The sequence below is a fragment of the bacterium genome, from assembly GCA_024226335.1.
In the GTDB taxonomy this organism is placed as follows: domain Bacteria; phylum Myxococcota_A; class UBA9160; order SZUA-336; family SZUA-336; genus JAAELY01.
Window position 1 is genome coordinate 1 of sequence record JAAELY010000027.1, and the last position, 21,262, is coordinate 21,262.

Below are 21,262 nucleotides of genomic sequence, written 5' to 3' on the forward strand. Positions count from 1 at the left end.
ATGAACTTCCAACCCTGCGAAGTTCGGTGGAAATCACATTCAGGGTTGGGGCAGAAGGGCGGCTTGCGACAGGCCGGGAGTTCGCGCATTCCCGGTCACTACGCACACCCCGTGCCAGGTACATTCTTCGGACCACAACTCTAGTCTTGCGGCAGTTCCGAGTGGGTCTCGAGGATCTCTGAGACCACGATCTGGCGATCGTCGGGATCGTCGGTCATTTGCTCCAGCGGCGGCAGATCCACCAGAAGCGCTTCGAGTCGATCGTGGGCCTGGGGCGTCATCGTGTGGAACGCCAGGCCCAGACCTTTCTCCGCGTAGTCACTGCGCACTTCGGCCTGCACAATGATCGGCTCGCTGCGCGCATCCCCATACAGTGCGATCGCGATCTGCATTCCGGGGCGAAGATCGTCGTTCGGAGCGATGCGCAAACCGTTGAGCGAGAGGTCGCATCCCAGCAGGACCTGCGGTGCATCCACTCCGATCGCGGCCAGAAGAGCCATGCGGCGCTTGTACAGCCGACGCGGGTGCTGGCGTCGCTCGACATCGACGAGTTCCAGAGTTTCGCAGCCTTGTGTCGAGCCCAGGGGTGTAACCCGGGTACTCGCCAGTTCACCCGAGAAAATGCGTTCGAGGACGGTTTCCGCGTCCGGCTCCAGATCCTCGAAAATGATCACGCTCGAGTACCACTCGACTCCGGGCTGCGGCTCGTAGGGAGCACTTCGGGAAACGCGACCCGAGAGGCCGATCTTGCGCTGTAGAGACAGGTCTCGCGGCAAATAGAGCGAGAGTTCAGTGTCCTTGTAGAGCCGATCGGGCGTCAGGATCCGGCAGCCCTGGAGGGAGAGTTCGGCCAGTTTGCCCTTGTCGAGTTCGTTTCCGATCCGGTATGTCACTTCGACACCCAGAGGCAGGCGGGCTGCGCAACGCCGATCGGCCTGCTTGTACAAGACCTGCTCGATCAACAGATTCAGCGAGTTCTGATCGAGCGCGCTGTGCACCAGGTAGTGTACGCCGAGGTTGCGCAGTTCTTCGCGCAATGAACTCACGTCGTGCCCGTGGATGCAGATCCAGATGGGCTTGCGATCCGGATCCTCAAGGGAATCGCTGCGAGGCATCGCAAGCGCGCGTTTCCCGGTCGTGATCAGCAGATCGGTGGGCTCGGGGATCGTTTCGCCGATCTGGTCGCCCGAGAGGTGGGTAAAGTCCGTGCCGGCGCGCTCTAGTAGGCGACGCACGCGTTCCAGTTCACCATCGTCCAGAAGTAGCACTGAGGGAGCTTTGCTCATTGGGGCCTGTTTCGGACATTGAAAACGCGATCTGTAGCGGCTGCGCGGATCGGGAAACTCGCCTCCTGGCGGGCCGCGGGGTGGCGAAGCCGACCCGGGCGCGGCATTGATGAACCCCGGCGACTCTTCCGAACTCGTGCGCCCGGTGCCGGGCGGGGAGCCGCCGCAACGAAATGGGAGCTTCAAAGATGACGGAGTGGTTCACGGACCTGCTGGTCGAGTACGGCCTGAGCGAGGGACTCGCCGGGATCGCCGCGCTTACCACGGCGCTGGTCGCTCTGGTTCTGGCCGCCTGGCTCGCCGATCTGATCGTGCAGCGGGTCCTGCTGCGCGCCGTCCGTTTCGTGGTCGCAGCGAGCGAAACGGACTGGGACGACGTGCTCCTGCGCCGTCGCACCTTCCACCGCGCGGCCCATTTCGCACCCGCGACCCTCTTCTATCTGGCAGCTCCTGTGCTTGGAGCTGGGCAGGTCTGGGCCGAACGCCTGGCCATCGTCTACATGATTGGCGCCGTCTTGCGCGTCTGCGACTCGCTTTTCGATTCGGGCATCGAGATCTACCAGCGCTCCGAAGTCTCCCGCGAAAAGCCCATGCGCGGCTACGTGCAAGTCGTACAGATCTTTCTCTATCTGGTTGGCGGCATCTTCATGCTCTCGACCCTGCTCGACAAGCAACCCTGGGGACTGCTCACCGGACTGGGTGCGATGAGTGCCGTGCTCCTACTGGTATTTCGCGATTCGATCCTGGGCTTTGTCGCCAGCATCCAGCTGGCATCCAACAATATGATCAGCCGGGGCGATTGGATCGAGATGCCCAGCTACGGCGCCGACGGGGACGTGATCGACATCTCATTGCACACCGTCAAGGTCCAGAACTGGGACAAGACGATCACCACGATCCCGACCTACGCCCTGATCAGCAATTCATTCAAGAACTGGCGCGGCATGTCGGAGTCCAACGGTCGGCGCATCAAGCGTTCGGTCAACATCGACCTCGGCACAATCCGCTTCTGCGACGACGAGATGCTGGAACGCTTCGCGAAAATCGAGTACCTGGGCGAGTACCTGGACGAGAAAAGGAGCGAACTCTCTCGCCACAACGAAGCAATCGAGGTCGACCTGGACGAACTCGCGAACGGTCGCCGTTTGACGAACGTGGGTACGTTCCGCGCCTACGTCGAGCGCTACCTGCGCGCACACCCCAAGATCCACATGGGCATGACCTTCCTGGTCCGGCAGCTGGCACCCGACGAAAAAGGACTGCCCATCGAGATCTACGTGTTTTCCAATGACCAGGACTGGGGCAACTACGAAGCGATCCAGGCGGACATCTTCGATCACATCCTGGCGGCCATCCCGCAATTCGATCTGCGGGTTTACCAGAGCCCCAGCGGCCACGACCTGGTGCTCGCGGGGCGAGCCGTCGGGGCCTCCGGCGCCCACTGAGCGCGGGCACCGGAGTGAGGAATGCGGATTAGGCCGTCATCTCCTTGATCAGTTCCTGCACCTTGATCGATTCGGCGCTCGGTGCACCGGCGGTCTGCATCTGCATGAGCTTGGCCATATCGCCTTCAACCTTGATCTGACCGGACATGAAAGCCTGCATCGACGCCTGTTGGTCGCCTTCGATGAACATCTTCTTCGCCACGTCGTAGGGAACGTTGAGGGTGGTCGGAGCATCGGCGGCCAGACCCAATTCGAACTTTCCCGCGGCCATCTTTGCCTCGATGTCGCCATCGGGACCGCCCGCCACCTTGAGATTGATCACCAGGTCCTTGACCGCATCCGGAACCGGCGGATTGATCTCGGCGCGGATCTTCTCGGCCTCTTCGAACCATGTCGTGGAAAGAAATTCGTGACTCACTCTCGTTCTCCTCGGGCTGGCCGTCGGCCGCATTCGGGTTGATTTGGTGCGAAAGTGGATTATCGACCCGGTGCTCGGACTCTTGCAAATCGCTCAGCGAAGCATCGACGAGGCATACTCCAGGATCCTGCGGGCCACGATCAACTGATTGATCTGCTGCGTCCCCTCATAGATGTCGTTGATCTTGGCGTCTCGCATCCATTTCTCGACCAGGAGTTTGCGCGAGTAGCCGAGCGGGCCGAGTAGTTCGACCGCCTTCTGGGTGATGCGCGTGACCGAAAGACCCGCTTTGGCCTTGGCCATGGAAGCCTCGAGACTGTTCGGCTTGCCGCGGTTCATCATCGACGCGGCGCGCCAGGTGAGCAGACGCGCGGCCTGCAATTCCGCCTCCATTTCGATCACGTCGCGCTCGAGTGCCGTCTGCTCGCGGGGCGGTGCGTCGTAGCGAATCGTCACACCCTGACGCTCGAGTTCTTCCTTCAGAAAATCGAGCGATGCGCGTCCGACACCCACCGCCATGGCCGCGACGATCGGGCGACTGGCGTCGAACGTCGCCATCGCACCTTTGAAACCCTTGTCACCCGACTTCTTCGGATCCTTCTTCTTGACTTCTGCACGCCCCAACAAGTTCGCGGCGGGCACGCGGCAATCCTCAAACACGAGAGTCGCGGTATCAGAAACGCGAATGCCCAACTTCTTCTCCAGGCCCACTAGCTTCATGCCCGGAGTTCCAGCGGGAACGACGAAGCTCTTGATCCCGCCGCGCCCCGCGCTCTTGTCGACGGTGGCCCAGACCACGACGAAACCGCCCTCGACCTGGGAAGCACCCTCGCCTGCCGTGCAGAAGATCTTCGTGCCGTTCAGCAGATACTCGCCCGTCTCCTCGTCGAGCTCAGCGGTGGTTTCGATTGCGGCTGAGTCACTTCCGGCGTTTGCCTCGGTAATCGCCATCGCGCCCCAGATGGGTTGCCCCTTTCCCCGGAACGGCTTCAGGAAACGCTCCTTCTGTTCCGGCGTACCGGCTGCGCTCACGGCCGAACCGCCCAATGCTGCAGTGGGCGAGCGCAGATACAGACCAGCATCTCCCCAACACAACTCTTCGGCCTGGATGCAAACCTGAACGAAACCATCGCTGGGTCCGTCATTGGCCGGTGTGTTGTCACGCACGTGATTCCAGTAGTGGTCGACCCACTCCACGGGCAAATCGTGCTCCTGTGTGTCGTACTTGCGCGAGATCGGGCGCATATGCTCGGTCGCGAGTTCATGGTAGAAGTCGCGCGCTCTCAGACTGTTTTCTGCGGGCTCGAATGAAATGGCCATTTTCTGTCCTCGCGATGTCTCAGATAAGTGTAAGGGCTTCGAAGCTCGCGAAGCCGCGCGCGTTGCGCAGGAGAAGTTCGGGCAGATATTCACGCACGTAACCGTGCCCACCGAATACCTGGACGGAGCCGTCGGCGACCTGGAGCGCGACGCGTCGCGCCTGATCGATCGCCAGCGCCGCCTCGCGCGTGACGTCGTCTCCGGCGTCCAATTTCCAGGCCGCCTCCCAGGTAAGCATGCGCAATCCATCGATCTCGATGGCCATGTCGGCGAGCTTGAAGGCGATCGCCTGCTTGGTCGCGATCGGCACGCCAAAAGCATGGCGTTCCTTGGCGTAGTCACGCGAGAGTTCGAAAGCCGCGCGCGAAACGCCAACCGCCAGAGCCGCCAGACCGACTCGCCCGCGATTGACCAGAGCCGCATGATCACAGCCCTGGGCCGCACCGACTCGGGCATTACCCGAAACACGCACGCCCTCGAGCGTCAGCGAGATGGTCGGCAGAGCGCGAATGCCCATGTAGTCATCGGGCGCGATCTTCAGACCCGGCGCGTCACACGGAACCTGAAACAACTGTGCGCCCTGCGCATCCGCCGCGCTCACCAGGACACTCTCCACGCCCTCGAGCCAGGGAACCATGCACTTGCTGCCGTCAATGATGAAGTCGCCGCCGTCGGACTTCGCCGAGGTCGTCGGGCGGAACGGATCGAAGTCGAAACGCGGTTCGACCAGCGCCAGGGTCGTGGGCGCCACGGGCCGCTCGATGCTGGCCGGTAAAATCTCCTGTTTCTGCTCATCGGTACCAAAATCCAGAACGGGCAACGCGGCCAGCGAGGGCGCCAGGATTCCGAGAGCGAGCGCCAGATCGCCCCAGGCGAGTTCCTCGGCGATCAATACGCCCGTGACGGCGCTGCGCTCCCCTCCTCCACCGAACTCTTCGGGTAGCGCGTTGGCGACCAGACCCAGTTCGTGCGCCGCAGAGAGCACCTCCGACGGGCACTTCGCGGACTCTTCCGCATCTCGGGCTCTGGGACGAATCTCGTTCTGGGCAAAAGCCTGCACCGTTTCGATGATGAGCTGTTGCTCTTCGGTCGGTTCGAAATCGATCATGGGGGAAGGCTCCCTTGCTGGAAAGACGGGCTCTGAAAAACGGGCTCCGGAAGGAATGACCCGAAGCGGCTGCAGTCTACGGATGCCTGAACGGCTCGGCAACGTGGCAGACTGTGGAAATGATCGATGGACGCAGTGACAGCGAGATCCGGGACATCCTGCAGCGGACACGCCTGATCGCGCTGGTCGGAGCGAGCCCCCGACCCGAACGCGACAGCCACGAAGTCATGATGTTCTTGCAGGGGTGCGGCTATCGGGTCATCCCGGTCAATCCAGTGTGCGCGGGTCGTGAAATCCTGGGCGAGCGCGTGCGCGCGGATCTGAGCGAGATTGAAGAACCCATCGATCTGGTCGACGTATTTCGCAACTCCGAAGCGGCGGGCGAGGCCGTCGACGCAGCGATCGCGGTCGGCGCGAAGGGAGTCTGGTTGCAGTTGGGCGTGATCCATCTCGAAGCAGCCCGGCGCGCGGAAGCGGCCGGCCTGTGGGTCGTGATGGATCGCTGTCCGAAGATCGAAATCCCCCGCCTGCAGCTCGGACTATGATTCCGCCCAGGCGCGGATCAGCTCGTGCGCGATCGCCATGGGCGGCGGAACGAAGAAACTCTTGTCGCTTCCCGGTTCGCGAACGGCCCTCAGAACCTTCTCGCGCTCGAACCAGCGAGCATCTTCGAGTTCGTGTCGATCGACCACGATCTTCTCGCTGAGTGCGCGCGCCATACAACCCATCATCAGAGAAGATGGAAACGGCCACGGCTGCGAAGCGTGGTAGCGAACGTCCCCGACCTCGATGCCGGACTCCTCGTGTACTTCACGGCGAACCGCTTCTTCGAGCGTCTCTCCATGCTCGACGAAACCCGCGAGCGCCGAGAACATGCTCGGCGGCCATCCGGCCTGTCGGCCGAGCAGACAGCGCTCGCCCGACTCGACCAGCATGATCACCACGGGATCGGTGCGCGGGAAGTGCTCGGCATCGCAGTCGTCGCACTCACGCATATGCCCGGCATCTTTCACCGACGTGTTCGAGCCGCACTTCGGACAGAAACGATGGCGCGCATGCCAGTCGATCAGCGAACGAGCCTGCGCCATGATCCCGGCTTCACCGTGAGGTAGCGTCGCCGCGGTCGCGCGAGGTTCGGCGAAGTGCGCGACACCGTTGAGGCCGAGTGCGTCTTCTGGCTTTTCAATCGAGGAGACGTCGACGGCGAAATGCGCAATGCCCTCGCGAAGCCCCAGCAGCACGGCACCGGTGTGCGGATTCATGGATTCGCACATACCCTTGCGCGCCCAGGCCAGCTCCGGAGCGGAGGCACTCTTGACCAGGACATTCAGCTTCCACACCGGCAGAAAGCGACTCTCTTCGCTTTCGAGTTGCTCTTTGAGCCACTTCTCGTCGCGACGGATGTTATTGGCCCGATCCAGAGGATTGCCGGTGAAGGCCAGGGGCTCAGGGCTGTTCGACATTTTCCCCTTTCGCGCGATTTCCACGAGGAGTCGCTTGTTGTGTGGACCGCAGCGTAACCCAGGCGGCGCCGGCCAGTACGAAACACCAGAACGCGACCGTCCCCAACACCCAATGGACTCCGACCAGATCCCCGAGTCCTCCGGCGAACCAGGGAATCACCAATCCGCCAAAAGCACCGGCGCCCGCGACGATTCCGCTGGCGAGGCCGGGTTTCTCGGGGAAACGCTGAACCGTCAACGACATGATCAGCGGAAACACGCCTCCGAGACAGAACCCGATCACTCCGTACAAAGCCTCGAGCCAGGGAACTCGGAACACGATCGCCAGGCCGATCAAGAGCGCACCCGCGCTACCCGATCCCATGAGAGTGCGCGCATCGGGTAGACCGCGAAGGACGAGCAAAGCCAGACGGCCCGCGAGTAGACCGAGCCACAGACTGCTGATCGAAGCCAGACCGCGCCCTTCTTCGAGCGCCAATCCGGTACTCGCGTAGGGCACGGCAAAAAGTGTGAGTGCGGTTTCCGCACCTACGTAGGCGGCGCACATCAATGCATAAGGCCAGATCTTCAGCATGTTCTGCGCCCGGGTTACTTGCGTACTGGAGATTGCGCGCGCGCCGGGGGCGGGAAAGCGCGCGAATAGCGCAGCGAATCCGAGCAGCAGGAAAGCCAACCCGGTCGCGCGAAACCCACTGCTCCAGTGCTGGTGCGAGCCGATCCAGCCAAATACTGCGGGGGCCAGCACTGCACCCACGGTCGCCGAGGAATGCACGAGAATCAGGGAACGCAGCGAAGACGTTCCTCCGCGCCGACCCAGCACACTATTGATCAGTGTCTCGAGAACTCCCAGCCCCAACCCCAGCAGAGCGAGAGAGATCCAGACAGAGACAAAACTCGAGTCAGCGTCGATTCCGAGCAGCGGCAACCCCGCGATCGACGCCGCAATCAGAAACAATGGCTTGAGCGGACGGCGATCCACCAGCGGCCCGGCACCCAGAAGCCCTAAGCCGAGCCCCAGTGTGAGGCTCGCCGCCAGAAGGCCCGATCGTGCGAGATCCAGATCGAGGGCTTGCGCGAGTGCAGTCTGATGCGAGCCGATCAGAACAAGACCGACGCCTAGCAAGAAGAAGGCCCCAAAACCCAGTGGAAGCACGTGGGTGCGTCCGTCGACCAGATCGTCGCTCAAGTCGCGATCACTCGCCTTCGAACTTCACTACACGGAGTTCATTGCATCGCGCGGGTGTACGTGCCGATATCGAAGTAGTCGCGCCAGGCGGCAATCTTGCCGTCGCGAATTGTGAACACTCCCGTGCAGGGGAGATCTACGGACTTCTCACCCGCCTGCGTGCGGTCGAGTCGCTCTGCGATGACGACATCACCCGTCTCCGCCAGATTCAGGACGTCCCAGTCCGTCTTCGTCCAGCCACCGGCGAAGGCGCGAATGAAGCCTTCGATCTCGTCGCGGCCCTGTACGGGAGCGGCGGGCATATTGTGATAGATGCCGTCCTCGGTGAAATAGGACGCGAGTTCCGCCGGATCGAGACGCGACCAGGCTCTGCAGAAATCCTCGATCAGATCGGTATTGCGGGACATTTCGCCTCTCCTTGCTTTTCGCTATGCGCGAGGCCGACTCCGTCGAAAAACGACTAGATCCCCATCTGCGCAAGCGCGTCGAAGATGCGCGCGAGCGAAGTGGCCAGCGTCGAGTGTTCGGTTTCGAAGTTCTCGGCCAGTTCGCGCAGGCGGTCCCGGATGGCGGCCGGGGGGTGTCCCTGGGACGCATCGAGCCAGGGCTTGATATCTGCCAGTACGCGCTGCAGCGACTCGCGTGTCTCGTCGTCGATGTCGTCGGCAGACGAGAGCGCGGTGTGAAGTTCATCGAGTTGTTGTTTCAAATCCATGACCGTCTGAAGATAGCGCACCCCACTCGCGGACTCTCACCGGGCCCCGTTCGCTTGTCCCACGCAAGCACACTGCGCCGCGGCCCGGTATCGTTTGCCCGGGAACACTGCCCAGAACCGAGACTCGAGCGCGACTGCCCCGTGTCCCAAGAAAACACTCCTTTGGCCCGAACACTCGGCCTGAGCAGCGCCATCGGACTGGGGCTGGGCGCCATGATTGGCGCGGGCATCTTCGTGCTGACGGGCAGCGGTGCCGGTGAAGCCGGACCCGCACTGGGCTTTTTGCCGGCTGGATGAGCTGGTTCGCTCAAACGGCAGCCGGCGCGATGTACGCGACCGCATTCGGTTCGTTCGCCATCGAGCTTCTCAACCGCGTCGCCGGTGAAGGCAATGTGCTTTCTCCGGCATGGCGCGTCGCCGGATCGATGGGTCTGTTGCTGCCGCTGCTCGCACTCAACTACCGAGGTGCGAGTGACACCGGCCACGTAGAGGTACTGATTACATCACTGAAAGTCGGCATTCTGATCGCCTTCATCGCGGCGGGTTTCATCGGAATGTCGAACAGTGTTTCTCCCCTGGCCTCGTACACGCCGTTCATGCCGGAGGGATGGCTGGGCCTGCTCGGAGCCATGGCGCTGACTTTCGTCGCCCTCGAAGGCTACGAAGTGATCGTGCAGACCGCCGAAGAGATCGAGGCCCCGGGCCGGACCATCCCTCGCGCCATCTTCATCAGCATCGGCGTAGCGGTGACCATCTACCTTCTGGTCGCCATCGTCGTGTTCGATGCGATCAACGTGCCCGGCGATGAACCCGCGTATCGCTTCCTGGGCGGCTTGGGGGAACTCGGAATCATCGAAGCAGCCGGACAGATCCTGCCCGGCGGTCGACAGGTCTTGCTAGTGGGCGGCCTGGCGAGCACGGCCAGCGCCTTGAATGCGGTTTTGCACGGCTCGACTCGGATTGCCTAGGCACTTGGCCGGGATGGGGACCTGCCTGCAGCATTCGGCCGGGTCCATCCACGACATCGCACTCCCGTTCGCGCAATCCAGATCACGGGTCTTCTCATGGTGATTGCCACAGTGAGCCTTCCGATCAAAGACATCGTAGCCGGACTCGTTTGTCGGTAGTGCTTTTTCGGGTCAGTCTGGTGGCTTGGGCCACAACGGCTGCATGGGTGCTCGTGGGACTCGCGGTTCGCTTTTCAATGCGACGCATGTAATTCCAACACTCGATCTGTTACCCATTTCTGTTGCACGCAAGCGCTGACAAGCGACATCACTTCTCGAGAACCCATGAACGAGGAGGGCAGCCATGAGCGATCAAATAGAATACGGGCCTCTAGAATTGCTGATTGGAACATGGCGGGGAGACAAGGGAACGGACTTGTCTCCCGAGCCAGAAGGCAGTGAGGAAAGCGGCTACTACGAAACCCTCTGTTTCACGCCGATCGGTGACGTCGAAAACGCCGAGTCCCAGGTTCTGGCGATCCTTCGCTATCAACAGATCGTCCAACGCAAGTCGAACGATGAGGTCTTCCACGATCAGACCGGCTATTGGATGTGGGACGCGCAGCAAGCCGTGGTCATGCAGTCGATAGCGATTCCCCGAGCCGTCTGTGTACTGGCCGGGGGTCGCTATGAGGCAACAGAATCGAGCGTCAAACTCTCCGTAGCTGCGAAGCTCGATGATCCCGATTGGGGAATCATTCAGTCCCCGTTCATGCGCGATCGTGCCCGAACGGTCGGGTTCCAACACGAACTGAGCGTTGTGGAAGGAGTTCTCTCCTACTCGGAAACCACATCCTTGTTGATCTACGACCGCTCGTTCGAACACACGGACGGGAACCAGCTGAGGTTGCAACCCTAGCCCGGACGCCCTGTCCGCCCCGGGGGTGCGAAGAACCGCTCGTCGAGGAACTTGACATCCTCGCTATATGCCTATATACGATTATGCGCATACAGGAGAACCCACGAGAAATGGCTGCTCTTTCAACCGCTTGGAAACCCAGTGGAATCGACAGATTGCGAGCCCGCGGGAGACTGCGGGCGGGAGCGGCCGGCCTCGTCCTGCTGGCCCAGATCGCGATGCCGGTTGCGGCCCGCGCCGAGGCGCCACTGCGGACGATCACGCTGATTCACCTCAACGATCTTCACGCCAATCTCACTCCCCACCTGGATCTCGTGAGAACGGAGGCGACGGGCGCCGGCCCCGCGACCGCTCGAGTCGAGGAACGAGGAGGCATCGCGCGCATCGCGACTCTGGTCAAGAGGATTCGCGCTGAGCAACCGCACTCTTTGTTGATGAACATCGGCGACACGTACCACGGGGGTGTCGAAGCTCTTTACACACGGGGCAACGCAATCGTTCCGGCCGTCAATGCGCTCGGCGTAGACGTGGGGGTTCCGGGAAACTGGGACTTCGCCTTCGGCGCTGTCGTGACGAGAATGCGCTACGCGGCAGAACCGTCGTGGCCCGCGCGCTTCTTGAACTGGCTGTTCTGGGGCGAGCCAGTCCAACGCCCGAACTTTCCCAATCTCGCGGCGAACCTCACGCAGACGATGCCACCTCTCGCCAGAGGCGAACGACTGCTTCCTGGAACTCTAGTGCGGGAACTGGGCGGAGTGCGAATCGGCTTCATCGGCCTCACGTCCGACATGGTCCCGCGGATGGCCAAACCCTTTGCATGGGGCTTTGAGTTCCTGCAAGGGGAGCAGAACTACCGCGAACTGATCGACCGCTCCGTCGATGAACTCCGCAACGACGGCGCAGAGGTCGTGGTCGTCATGAGCGAACTCGGCCTGCACAGGGACCGCCGCCTGGCCGACGTCGTCCAACCAGGTGTGGACGTCTTCTTCTCCGCTCATACACATGAAGTCAGCGCGGTTCCGATCAACTCCGCGAGCGGTGCGATCGTGGTCGAAGCGGGCAACGACGGCTTCCTGGGTCGAATGGATATCGAGGTTCTCGAAGGAGTGGTGAGCCAGCGGAAATGGCGGGTGATTCCGGTCGACAGATCGGTTCCGGACGACCCGGAAGTCGCAATGCTGGTGAAAAATGCCCGGGCACCTTTTCTCGCACCCGATGTCGCCATGAAGTTCCCGGCCCCCTGGGTCACACTACCCCTCACTCGTCCGATCGACACCGTGATCGGAGAGGTCGACGGAATCCTGCATCGCCGCAGCGTGCTCGAGAATCCTTTCAACAAATTGCTGGCAGAGGTCATTCGACAAGCGACGGGAACGCAGATCGGCATGACTCCCGGTTTCCGCTTCGACGCGGTCATTCCCCCAAAACAGGCGGGGGAACAGGTTTACGGACATCCGACGGGCGAGATCACGCTGGAGCATCTGTATCGCTTTCTGCCGATTGCACCTTCGCTCGCGACCGGAGAGATTCGCGGCCAGGACCTCCGCGACATCCTGGAGTTGGAACTCACTCGAGTCTTCTCCGCGAATCCCTTCCTGCATAGCGGCGGCTGGTTCGGCGGTTTCGGAGGACTCGAGATCGAGGTCGACCTCACGCAACCGGATGGAAAGCGAATCCGCAGCCTGCACCTCTCGGGTTCCGACAGCCCGATTGAAGCCGATCAGATCCTGACGGTGACCAGCTGCGTCCGCCCCTTCGATGACGGTGATGTCATGTGTAGCAACCCCTCCTACCGCAACATCAAAGAATTCGACAACCCCGCAACCGGTCGAGCCTGGACGCCCCTGGAACTCCTTGCGAGCGCGTTCGAAAGCGGAAAGGCACCCGTCGCAGCGAACTCGCGAGTGATAGATCAGGGAAGTACGCCCCTCTGGCCGGAAGGACTTTTCATTCAACCCCTGATGGACAGTGGAACAACTGACCACTGAGGAGCGAGCGATGCTCAGCCCATCTTCAAACACCGCCAGAAGAAATCTCCACGAAGCAATCGTAGGAATTGGCATCGAGCACCCGCGATGGGTGACGGGCACGCTGGTCGCAGTAGCCCTCGCGCTAGCGGTCGCGGCTGCACTTCCGACGATCTGGCCTCAGAGCTTCCCGTTCCTGGAAGCGGTCCGTGTCGACACAGATCCAGAGAACATGCTGCGCGACGACGAGTCCGTTCGGATGTTCCACAATCAGATGAAGCGAGAACTCAACCTCCACGACATGGTCGTCGTCGGGGTCGTGAACGACGAACACGAAGATGGCGTGTTCAACCCCGAATCTCTGCGCCAGGTCCACGAACTGACGGAGTTCGCAAAAGGCCTGCGTTGGCCATCCGCAGAAGATCCGGAGATCAGCGAAGGAGTCGTTGCCATCGACATCATCGCGCCCTCGGTAGTCGAGAACATCGAGCAGGCCGGCGTGGGCAGCGTGAGTTTTGACTGGCTGATGCCTGAGCCACCGCAAACCCGCGAGGAAGCGCTCTCCATCAGGGACCGGGCCCAACGCATCCCTCTTTTTGACGGGACGATGGTCGCTTCGAACGGACGAGCGCTTGCGCTCTACCTCCCACTCACTTCCAAGGACGCGAGTTACGAGGTCTACCGGCGGCTTCAGGAGAAGATCGAAACCTTCGACGGACACGAGCAGTACTTCATCACCGGCCTTCCGGTTGCGGAGGACACCTTCGGCGTCGAGATGTTCATCCAGATGGCAGTCAGTGCCCCGCTGGCGATGCTCGTGATCTTCGCACTCTTGTTCTACTTCTTTCGCAACTTGCGCCTGATCGCGGCACCGATGATCATCGCTCTGGGTGCGGTGATCTTGACGATGGGGCTCCTGGTCGTGACCGGGAATACGATCCACATCATGAGTTCGATGATCCCGATCTTCATCATGCCGATCGCAGTTCTCGACTCGGTTCACGTCCTGTCCGAGTTCTTCGATCGCTACCCGGAGACCCGGGACCGGCGCGCAACCATCGTCGAGATCATGAAGACCCTGGCTTCGCCAATGCTCTACACGACGATCACTTCGTGTGCGGGTTTCGCCTCCCTGGTACTCACGCCAATCCCGCCGGTGCAGGTCTTCGGTCTGTTCGTGGCATTCGGTATCGCGATGGCCTGGCTGCTGACCGTGGTCTTCGTTCCCGCCTACATCATGATGATGCCGGAGAGTTCCCTGGAAGCTTTCGGCGCATCTGAGAGCGAACAAGAGCACACGTCCCCGCTCGCTCGCGCACTACTCCGGTTCGGTCCCGCGGCTGCGCGCCATGCCAGACCGATCCTGGTCGTTGCGATTCTCGCTTGCGTCGTCGCCGGTTGGGGCATCTCGTTGATCGAGATCAATGACAACCCGATTCGCTGGTTCAACTCGCAACATCCGATCCGCGTAGCCGATCGCGTGCTGAACGAGCATTTCGGCGGAACTTATATGGCCTACCTCGCCCTGCCAGTCGTCGACGAAGACATCGCATTGCCGGACTTCGCAGAGAGCCTGGCCGAGCGCGCCCTCACCCGTGGAGATGAGTTGAAGAGCGAACTCCCGAAGGCCGCCGGAGTCTTCGAATTGCTCGCTGCAGAAGCTCGCCGTGCAGCGGTGCAGGCAGATGGTATCGATGCGCTCCTGGGCGATCTCGAAACGCACTCGGCGAGCGCTCTCGAATCCGCCCAGGGCTGGGACGAAGCCGACGCGTGGGATGCGGCCGATCTATTCGTTTCCCGCGAGCGCCTGCGACGAGAAACCTTCAAACGCCCCGATGTCCTGCGCTACGTCGAAGAACTGAGTCGCCACCTTAGCGCTCAAGCCGTCGTGGGAAAGACCAGCGGACTACCCGAGATCGTAAAGACCGTGCATCGCGAGCTCTTGCCCGAAGGCGAGCGGGGGTTTCGAATTCCCGCCACCGCGGAAGCCACGGCCCAGACACTCGTGACCTACCAGAGTAGCCATCGGCCGCAGGACCTCTGGCACTTCGTCCGTCCCGACTACCGCCTGGCGAGTCTCTGGGTTCAACTCAAGAGCGGTGACAATCGGGACATGATGCGGGTCGTGGAAACCACGGAGCGCTTCTTCGAGCAGAATCCGCCACCGGTCGCGATGGACCCACAGTGGTTCGGCCTCACCTACATCAATGTGGTCTGGCAGAAGAAGATGGTCGAGGGAATGCGCAATGCCTTCCTCGGCAGCTTCGTCGTCGTCCTGGTGATCATGTCGCTGCTTTTCCGATCGGCTCTCTGGGGATTGCTCTCGATGATCCCACTCGCGCTCACGATCGCCCTGATCTACGGCGTGGTCGGAATCGTAGGCAAGGACTACGACATGCCCGTGGCAGTCCTATCGTCGCTCGCGCTCGGACTCGCAGTCGACTTCGCCATCCACTTCCTGGTACGAACTCGCTCGCTGTATCGAAGTGCAAGGAACTGGGAGGAGTGCGTGGACCGGGTCTTCGGGGAACCGGCCCGTGCGATTGCGCGCAACGTAATCGTGATTGCGATCGGCTTTTCGCCGCTACTGATCGCGCCGCTGATCCCCTACCGAACAGTCGGCGTTTTGATGGCATCAATCCTGGTCATCTCTGGATTGGCCACGCTCGTGATTCTTCCGGCGCTGGTCCGGGTCGGTGAGCGTTGGTTGTTCCGAGACCTGGCAAGCGAGGTGGAATAGTGCGGGAACAAGGATTCCTCAGAGCGACGATCCGTATACTGATTGTTCTGTGCGTGGTGATATCCGCGAGTGCGAGCGCGAAAGACCTCACCGTCGAGCAGATCATTGAACGGACCAACCAGGTCGCCTACTACCAGGGATCGGATGGCCGGGCGCGGGTGAAGATGACCATCTCCGACGAACGGGAGCGCACACGCACACGCGCCTTCGTGATCATTCGAAAGGATGACGAGTCGGAAGACGGTTCAGCAAACCGGTCCGGTGGAAAGCAGAAGATGTACATCCTGTTCAAACGCCCGGCCGACGTGAACAAGATGGCTTTTCTGGTGTGGAAACAACCGGCTGAGGATGACGCTCGCTGGCTGTATCTTCCGGCTCTGGATCTGGTCAAGCGAATTGCCGCATCCGACAAGCGCACGAGTTTCGTCGGTTCGCACTTCTTCTACGAGGACGTCTCAGGCCGGAGCCTTGCGGAAGACGAGCACGAACTGGTGAAGACGACCGACACCTACTTCGTGGTGCGCAACCGCTCGAAGAAACCGGCCGACGTGGAATTCGATCACTTCGACATGTGGATCCACCGCACGACATTCCTCCCGATCCGGACGGAGTACTTTGATGCCAGAGGAGAGCGTTACCGTCTCTACGAAGCGCTGGAGGTCAAGACGGTCGACGGCTATGCGACGGTCGTCCGCTCGCGCATGAGCGACTTTCGAACGGGCGGCAATACACTTCTGGAATACGACTCCGTCGCATATGACGTTGGCCTGCCCGAAGAGGTCTTCACCGAGCGGTATCTGCGCAGCCCGCCGAATCAGCACCTCCGTTGAGCAGAGTTCTGATCCGCAGTCCCTCATTCGCGGTGCTCGGCATCGTGTTGTCCGCAGTTCTTCTGTTTCCGATCCCTGCCAGTTCCCAGGACGAACCGGAACTCCCGAAGGGCCTGGAGCCCGTCCTCGAGGAACCGCCCTTGCCCGAGGGGTTGGGGATGGACAGGACGCAGGAACAGGCCAAGGAAGTTGTCGAAGAGAATCTTCTGTTCGACCTCAGCGGGTTCATCGACGCACGCAGCGGGCGTCGTACACGACACGATCCCAATGAATCCGATTTCGCCCTGGGCGAGATCCGCGCACGCATCGAAGCCGAAAAGACCTTGAACGACGCGTTGGCGCGGCTCTCTTTCGACCTCCTGTACGATGCGGTGGCGACCGATCACGACGTGGATCTCGAAACCGGAGAAGGATGGCTCGATCTCCGCGAAGCCTTCGTGACGACGCGTGCGGCGGGATTTCTCGACCTCAAGATCGGACGTCAGATCCTCACCTGGGGAACCGGCGACCTGATCTTCATCAACGACCTCTTTCCCAAGGACTTCGTCTCGTTCTTCATTGGACGCCACAGGGAATACTTGAAGGCACCTTCCGACTCCTTCAAGGCTTCGTTCTTCAGCCGATTTCTGAACCTGGACTTCGTGTACACGCCGCGCTTCGACCCGGATCGGATCATCGACGGCTCGCGAATTTCCTTCTTCTCCCCGACCAGCGGTCAACTCACGGGAAGGAGAAGTGTGGTGAGCGTCGACCGGCCTGACCAGTGGTTTCGCGATGACGAGATTGCGGTCCGACTCTACCGGAATCTCGGAGCGCTCGAAGTCGCCGGGTACCTCTATCGTGGGTTCTGGAAGAGCCCCGCAGGAAACGACCCCGCACGAGGCCAAAGCATCTTTCCGCGGCTCACAGTCGCAGGTGCCAGCGCACGCGGACCTCTGATGGGAGGGATCGCGAATGCGGAGTTCGGCTTCTACAGGAGCGAAGACGATACCCGTGGTTCAGATCCGATGGTCCGCAACTCCGAACTGCGATTCCTGATCGGATTCGAACGGGAACTCTGGCGCGACCTCACGCTGGGAGCCCAATACTACCTCGAAAGAATCAACGACTATTCGAACTACCAGCGCAGTCTCCCAGCAGGCGCGCCGCGCAGCGATGAGAATCGCCACCTCCTGACCGCGAGGGTGACCCAGCAATTGCTGCAGCAGAACCTCGAACTCGGCCTCTTCGCCTACTGGGTACCGTCCGATCACGATGCCTATCTGCGACCTCGAATTCACTACAAGATCGATGATCACTGGAGCGCCGAGATGGGCGGCCACATCTTTCTAGGCCGACGAAGTCACACGTTCTTCGGCCAGTTCAAGCGCAACTCCAGCCTCTACCTCGCGGTTCGCTTCGGTTTCTGAGTGCATCTCGAAGCGGAAGAGGCAACTCCTCGGCATTCGTCGCTGCAACACCGGACATCACTTCGAATCTACGCGCACTCCCATGGTCAGCTGACGCCTTTTCTCGACATTGGACTCAAACTCCGCCGTTCCCTGACCGAACAAGAGAACCAACGGAGGGAGAGGAGACATCGTGGCAAGCAAGCGCGAAGCCCTGGAACGAGATTATGAGGAACTCCTGATCGATATCCTGGAACAGGATCACGATCTGGCGGTTCGCCGCAACGGCGATTCACTGAACCGACGCCGAAACGACGTGGCCACCTTGCAGTTCGCCTATCAGTACGTGTCGGGAAGGACCAAAGAGGGAAAGGTCTCTGTATCGATCGATGGCTTTCCAGGTTTTTCGGTATCTCTGGTTTTCGATTTCAGTGACGAAGACGAACTGCAACGATCGGCCGAGAACACAGAAGGGCTCGCCCTCTTCCTTTCCGAGCATCTCTCGGGCAAGCAGGACGACCTCATGAACGTCCTCGCAGAAGGCAAGCTTCCCTACGGACGGCGCGAGGACGACTGAAGCCTCTCGCCATCGTGCGCGCCGGTTCCTCGGCAGTGTAGAATTGCTGCATGAGCCTGAATCCCCGCACACCCGTTCTCGTCGGCGCTGGAGCCATTTCCCAGCGTGTCGACGATCCCCTTGAATCCCCCGAAGCGATCGAGTTGATGATCGCTGCGCTGGAACAGGCCGCCGACGATGCCGGTCGGCGAGACATCCTCTCCCGCGCGGACTCGGTGTGGGTTCCGCGCGGCTTCTGGGGTTACCGAGATCCGGGACGCCTGATCGCGGATCGCTTCGCAGCAGACGCTGCCCGCAGCATCGTTTCCGAGATCGGAATCCTACAAACCACCCTGCTCGGCCGCGCTTGCCAGGCCATCGTTTCGGGCAAGGCGCAGGTCATCCTGATCGCGGGTGGAGAAGCGAAGTACCGCGCGCTGCGCGCGAAGATCACGGGCACCTCACTCGACGAGACCTCGCAAGCCGGAGACCTGTCTCCCGACGAGACGCTTCGTCCGGCCGCCGAACTCTGGAGCGAGCTCGAACTCGCCAACGGCCTGCAAATGCCCGTCGGTCAGTACGCGATCATCGAGAACGCCTTGCGCCACAGCGAAGGATTGAGCCTGGACGCTCACCGCCGCGAGGTCGCGCGCCTGTGGGCTTCGTTCAGTGCGGTGGCCGCGAAAAATCCGCGCGCCTGGAACCGGAACATCGTCTCCGCCGACGAAATACGCGAGCCATCCGAGCGAAACCCGATGCTCGCATTCCCGTACACCAAGCTGCACAACTCACAGTGGAACGTGGATCAGGCCGCGGGATTGATCCTGTGTTCGCTCGAGACGGCTCGTGCGGCTGGAATCCGCGACGACCGTTTCGTATTCCCGCTCGCCGTGACTGAGTCGAACTTCGTCGTGTCGCGCTCCGAAATGACTGAACTCGAGCGCAGCCACGGTTTCCGGGTCGCTGGACAACGAGCACTCGCGCGAGCCGGCAAGAGCACCGATGACCTCGACCATCTCGAACTCTACAGCTGCTTCCCCGCAGCCGTCCGCGTTCAGGCGCGAGAGATGGGAATTCCGTACGAGCGCAAACTCACCGTCACCGGAGGCATGGCGTTCGCGGGTGGCCCCCTGAACAATTTCGTATTGCAGGCCGCCCAGCGCATGCGAGATGTCCTGCGAGAAGACACCGGAAGCACCGGCATGCTGACAGCCGTGAGCGGTTACGTTTCGAAACAGGGAGTCAGTCTCTGGTCGACCCGTCCGCCAGAGAATCCCTTCGAATTCGAAGACGTCAGCGATGAGGTCGAAAAACTAACGGCGCTGGTCAAGGTCGAAGCCGACTACGAAGGCCCTGCGACCGTCGCCTCGTACACCGTACTACACGCGGGCGGACCAGCGGCACGTGGCGTCCTGATCTGTGACATCGCAAAAGGACGTCGAGCGATCGTGGCCACCGCTGACCCGGACCTGATGCTCGCACTCGAAGACGAAGAGTTTTGCGGGCGCGGCTTGCGCATCGGCGCGCTCACGAACTCCGGAAATCGCCACCTGACTGTTGCGGGGTAGAGTGAGCCGCAGGATCGCGCACCTGGCCCCGGGAATGCCTCCCAGATGCGTGTCACATGCCTAACAATAGCGCCTAAGATGCGCGCAAGTCGCCGGTAGATGGACATATTCTCTTGACCCAGCGAGTGAGTCGCGCGTACAAAGGGTGCGACCTCTGGCGCGCGAGCGGTCGGATGCTGACGCCGACACGAGAGTGAGAACTCCAAGACGGCTTCCTGTTGATTCTGCTGCTCACGCTGGACACCTGGATACGGAGAGTCCGCTCGCGCGCCCGTGCTTCCCAGCTACGACGAAGAGTCGACCCCTTCCACCCGAAACGCTCTGGCCTGCCTGATTCCCCTGCCCGTCAACGAGCCGCGTGGGCAAGGATCTCGGCGTAGGCATCGTAGTCGTCGTGGGGATTCTCTCGCTGCGAATCATCCTGGTGCGGGCAGCGATTCTCGCGGCAGTAAGCTCCGTCGCTCACAAAGTCGAGTACCACTCCCGCCAGGTCCTGATGGCGGATCAACGGCAGCGGAACCACCTGGCCGTCTTGAATCACCAGGAGCAAGTTGATCTTCTGAGCGTTCGCTCGATTCCCCAGGTATCCGAGTTTCTCGTACGAACTCGGACCGGAGAGTGGCGGCAGATGATCACTGGTAATGATCACCAGACTCCGGGGGTCCTCTCTCTGGAGGTTTCGGACGAATTCGGCGACCGCTTTCGAACGGTGGTGAAACTGATTGACCAGACCCAGGAGTTGTTCGTCATCACTCCCGGGAAGCGACGGGAACAGAGGCGGGAGCCCCTCGAGATTATGTGGGTAGTGGCCGTAGACGCCGACGATATGGTTAAAAACCGGCTGATCCTTTGGTTTGCCTCGCAGAAAGTCGAGGTTCTGACGAAAGAGGAGTCCGTCGAACATATACTCCTCAGTGTCAGAAATCGTCAGATAGGTCTTGCGCCTCGGGGCGTATTTCTTGGGAAAGAAGGCATTGTTGCGAAAGCCGATACTCCGATAGGCGTTGGTCGCATTGAAGTAGTTCGGCTTGAAACTCTGCGAAGCCTGCACGGTGTAACCAAGCCGATCGAGCATTCGCGGCAAGCAGTAGGTTTCGGCCCCCGTCATCGCCAGGAACTCCACCGCTGAGAATTCCGCATGCGCTCCGACACCGCACAGGATCTCGAACTCGGCCTGTGCGCTCATTCCTCCGAAGATCGGCGAAACGACGAGGCTCCCTCCCTCGCGCATGAGCCTGCGAAAGTCGGGGTCTGCTGGATCGCGTGCTAGTGTCCTGTTTCAGAAGTTCCATCTCTAATGCTTCCGAGCGTGGACCTGGAGGACTCGGGAACAGAAGCGACGGATGCTGTCGAGGATCTGCTCGGCGCTCTTGGTCCAGATGAACGGCTTTGGCGCTGCGTTGTGC

The 21,262-nt window shown here is 61.1% G+C and carries 18 protein-coding genes and 1 pseudogene; 10 read left to right on the forward strand and 9 right to left on the reverse strand.

The window, feature by feature from the left end; all coding sequences use genetic code 11:
• Positions 1-140 precede the first annotated feature (140 nt).
• Positions 141-1,286 carry a PilZ domain-containing protein gene (locus GY725_00900; GenBank protein MCP4002728.1) on the reverse strand — a complete coding sequence of 382 codons (1,146 nt, stop codon included), beginning with the start codon at positions 1,284-1,286 and terminating at the stop codon, positions 141-143.
• Between the two features lie 188 nt (positions 1,287-1,474).
• On the opposite strand from GY725_00900, the gene GY725_00905 reads away from it, so the two are divergent.
• Positions 1,475-2,731, forward strand: coding sequence for a mechanosensitive ion channel (locus GY725_00905; protein MCP4002729.1), 1,257 nt, complete (start codon positions 1,475-1,477; stop codon positions 2,729-2,731).
• Positions 2,732-2,759: 28 nt separating this feature from the next.
• On the opposite strand, the gene GY725_00910 is transcribed toward GY725_00905, so the two are convergent.
• The 3 genes from GY725_00910 to GY725_00920 all read right to left on the reverse strand — a co-directional run bounded on the left by GY725_00910 (position 2,760) and on the right by GY725_00920 (position 5,577).
• On the reverse strand, positions 2,760-3,149 hold the full coding sequence (locus GY725_00910; GenBank protein MCP4002730.1) for an SCP2 sterol-binding domain-containing protein: 390 nt from the start codon (positions 3,147-3,149) through the stop codon (positions 2,760-2,762).
• 93 nt (positions 3,150-3,242) lie between these two features.
• Positions 3,243-4,469, reverse strand: coding sequence for an acyl-CoA dehydrogenase (locus GY725_00915; protein MCP4002731.1), 1,227 nt, complete (start codon positions 4,467-4,469; stop codon positions 3,243-3,245).
• 19 nt (positions 4,470-4,488) lie between these two features.
• Positions 4,489-5,577, reverse strand: coding sequence for an acyl-CoA dehydrogenase (locus tag GY725_00920; GenBank protein ID MCP4002732.1), 1,089 nt, complete (start codon positions 5,575-5,577; stop codon positions 4,489-4,491).
• Between the two features lie 119 nt (positions 5,578-5,696).
• Here GY725_00920 and GY725_00925 point away from each other — a divergent pair, with 119 nt between their 5' ends.
• Positions 5,697-6,122 carry a CoA-binding protein gene (locus GY725_00925; GenBank protein ID MCP4002733.1) on the forward strand — a complete coding sequence of 142 codons (426 nt, stop codon included), beginning with the start codon at positions 5,697-5,699 and terminating at the stop codon, positions 6,120-6,122.
• On the opposite strand, the gene nudC is transcribed toward GY725_00925, so the two are convergent.
• From nudC to GY725_00945, 4 genes are read right to left on the reverse strand one after another with little or no spacing between them, the layout of a single operon-like run.
• Positions 6,117-7,040: an NAD(+) diphosphatase gene (nudC, locus tag GY725_00930; GenBank protein MCP4002734.1), complete on the reverse strand. Its 924-nt coding sequence runs from the start codon at positions 7,038-7,040 to the stop codon at positions 6,117-6,119. The two genes, GY725_00925 and nudC, sit on opposite strands and share 6 nt — an antisense overlap.
• Entirely contained in the window at positions 7,024-8,226 is a 1,203-nt protein-coding gene (locus GY725_00935; protein ID MCP4002735.1) for a hypothetical protein, read from the reverse strand. Before GY725_00935 ends, nudC begins: the two co-directional genes overlap by 17 nt.
• A gap of 38 nt (positions 8,227-8,264) precedes the next feature.
• Positions 8,265-8,633: an SgcJ/EcaC family oxidoreductase gene (locus GY725_00940; GenBank protein ID MCP4002736.1), complete on the reverse strand. Its 369-nt coding sequence runs from the start codon at positions 8,631-8,633 to the stop codon at positions 8,265-8,267.
• 53 nt (positions 8,634-8,686) lie between these two features.
• Positions 8,687-8,962 (reverse strand): DUF4404 family protein, encoded by a 276-nt coding sequence (locus tag GY725_00945; GenBank protein ID MCP4002737.1) that lies wholly within the window; start codon positions 8,960-8,962, stop codon positions 8,687-8,689.
• Positions 8,963-9,234: 272 nt separating this feature from the next.
• Between GY725_00945 and GY725_00950 the strand changes: the two genes are divergently transcribed.
• The 8 genes from GY725_00950 to GY725_00985 all read left to right on the forward strand — a co-directional run bounded on the left by GY725_00950 (position 9,235) and on the right by GY725_00985 (position 19,856).
• Entirely contained in the window at positions 9,235-9,909 is a 675-nt protein-coding gene (locus GY725_00950; GenBank protein MCP4002738.1) for an amino acid permease, read from the forward strand.
• Between the two features lie 343 nt (positions 9,910-10,252).
• Positions 10,253-10,807 carry an FABP family protein gene (locus GY725_00955; GenBank protein MCP4002739.1) on the forward strand — a complete coding sequence of 185 codons (555 nt, stop codon included), beginning with the start codon at positions 10,253-10,255 and terminating at the stop codon, positions 10,805-10,807.
• Positions 10,808-10,917: 110 nt separating this feature from the next.
• Complete coding sequence (locus tag GY725_00960) at positions 10,918-12,795, forward strand: hypothetical protein (protein MCP4002740.1); 1,878 nt, start codon at positions 10,918-10,920, stop codon at positions 12,793-12,795.
• Between the two features lie 10 nt (positions 12,796-12,805).
• Positions 12,806-15,514 carry an MMPL family transporter gene (locus GY725_00965; GenBank protein ID MCP4002741.1) on the forward strand — a complete coding sequence of 903 codons (2,709 nt, stop codon included), beginning with the start codon at positions 12,806-12,808 and terminating at the stop codon, positions 15,512-15,514.
• 29 nt (positions 15,515-15,543) lie between these two features.
• Complete coding sequence (locus GY725_00970) at positions 15,544-16,344, forward strand: outer membrane lipoprotein-sorting protein (GenBank protein MCP4002742.1); 801 nt, start codon at positions 15,544-15,546, stop codon at positions 16,342-16,344.
• Positions 16,345-16,502: 158 nt separating this feature from the next.
• On the forward strand, positions 16,503-17,753 hold the full coding sequence (locus tag GY725_00975) for a hypothetical protein (protein ID MCP4002743.1): 1,251 nt from the start codon (positions 16,503-16,505) through the stop codon (positions 17,751-17,753).
• Between the two features lie 172 nt (positions 17,754-17,925).
• Positions 17,926-18,309, forward strand: coding sequence for a hypothetical protein (locus GY725_00980; protein ID MCP4002744.1), 384 nt, complete (start codon positions 17,926-17,928; stop codon positions 18,307-18,309).
• 50 nt (positions 18,310-18,359) lie between these two features.
• Positions 18,360-19,856, forward strand: a complete 1,497-nt coding sequence (locus GY725_00985) for an acetyl-CoA acetyltransferase (GenBank protein MCP4002745.1) — start codon at positions 18,360-18,362, stop codon at positions 19,854-19,856.
• Between the two features lie 346 nt (positions 19,857-20,202).
• Here the strand turns inward: GY725_00985 and GY725_00990 are convergent.
• Positions 20,203-21,102 (reverse strand): annotated as a pseudogene (locus tag GY725_00990) (sulfatase-like hydrolase/transferase).
• Positions 21,103-21,262 lie beyond the last annotated feature (160 nt).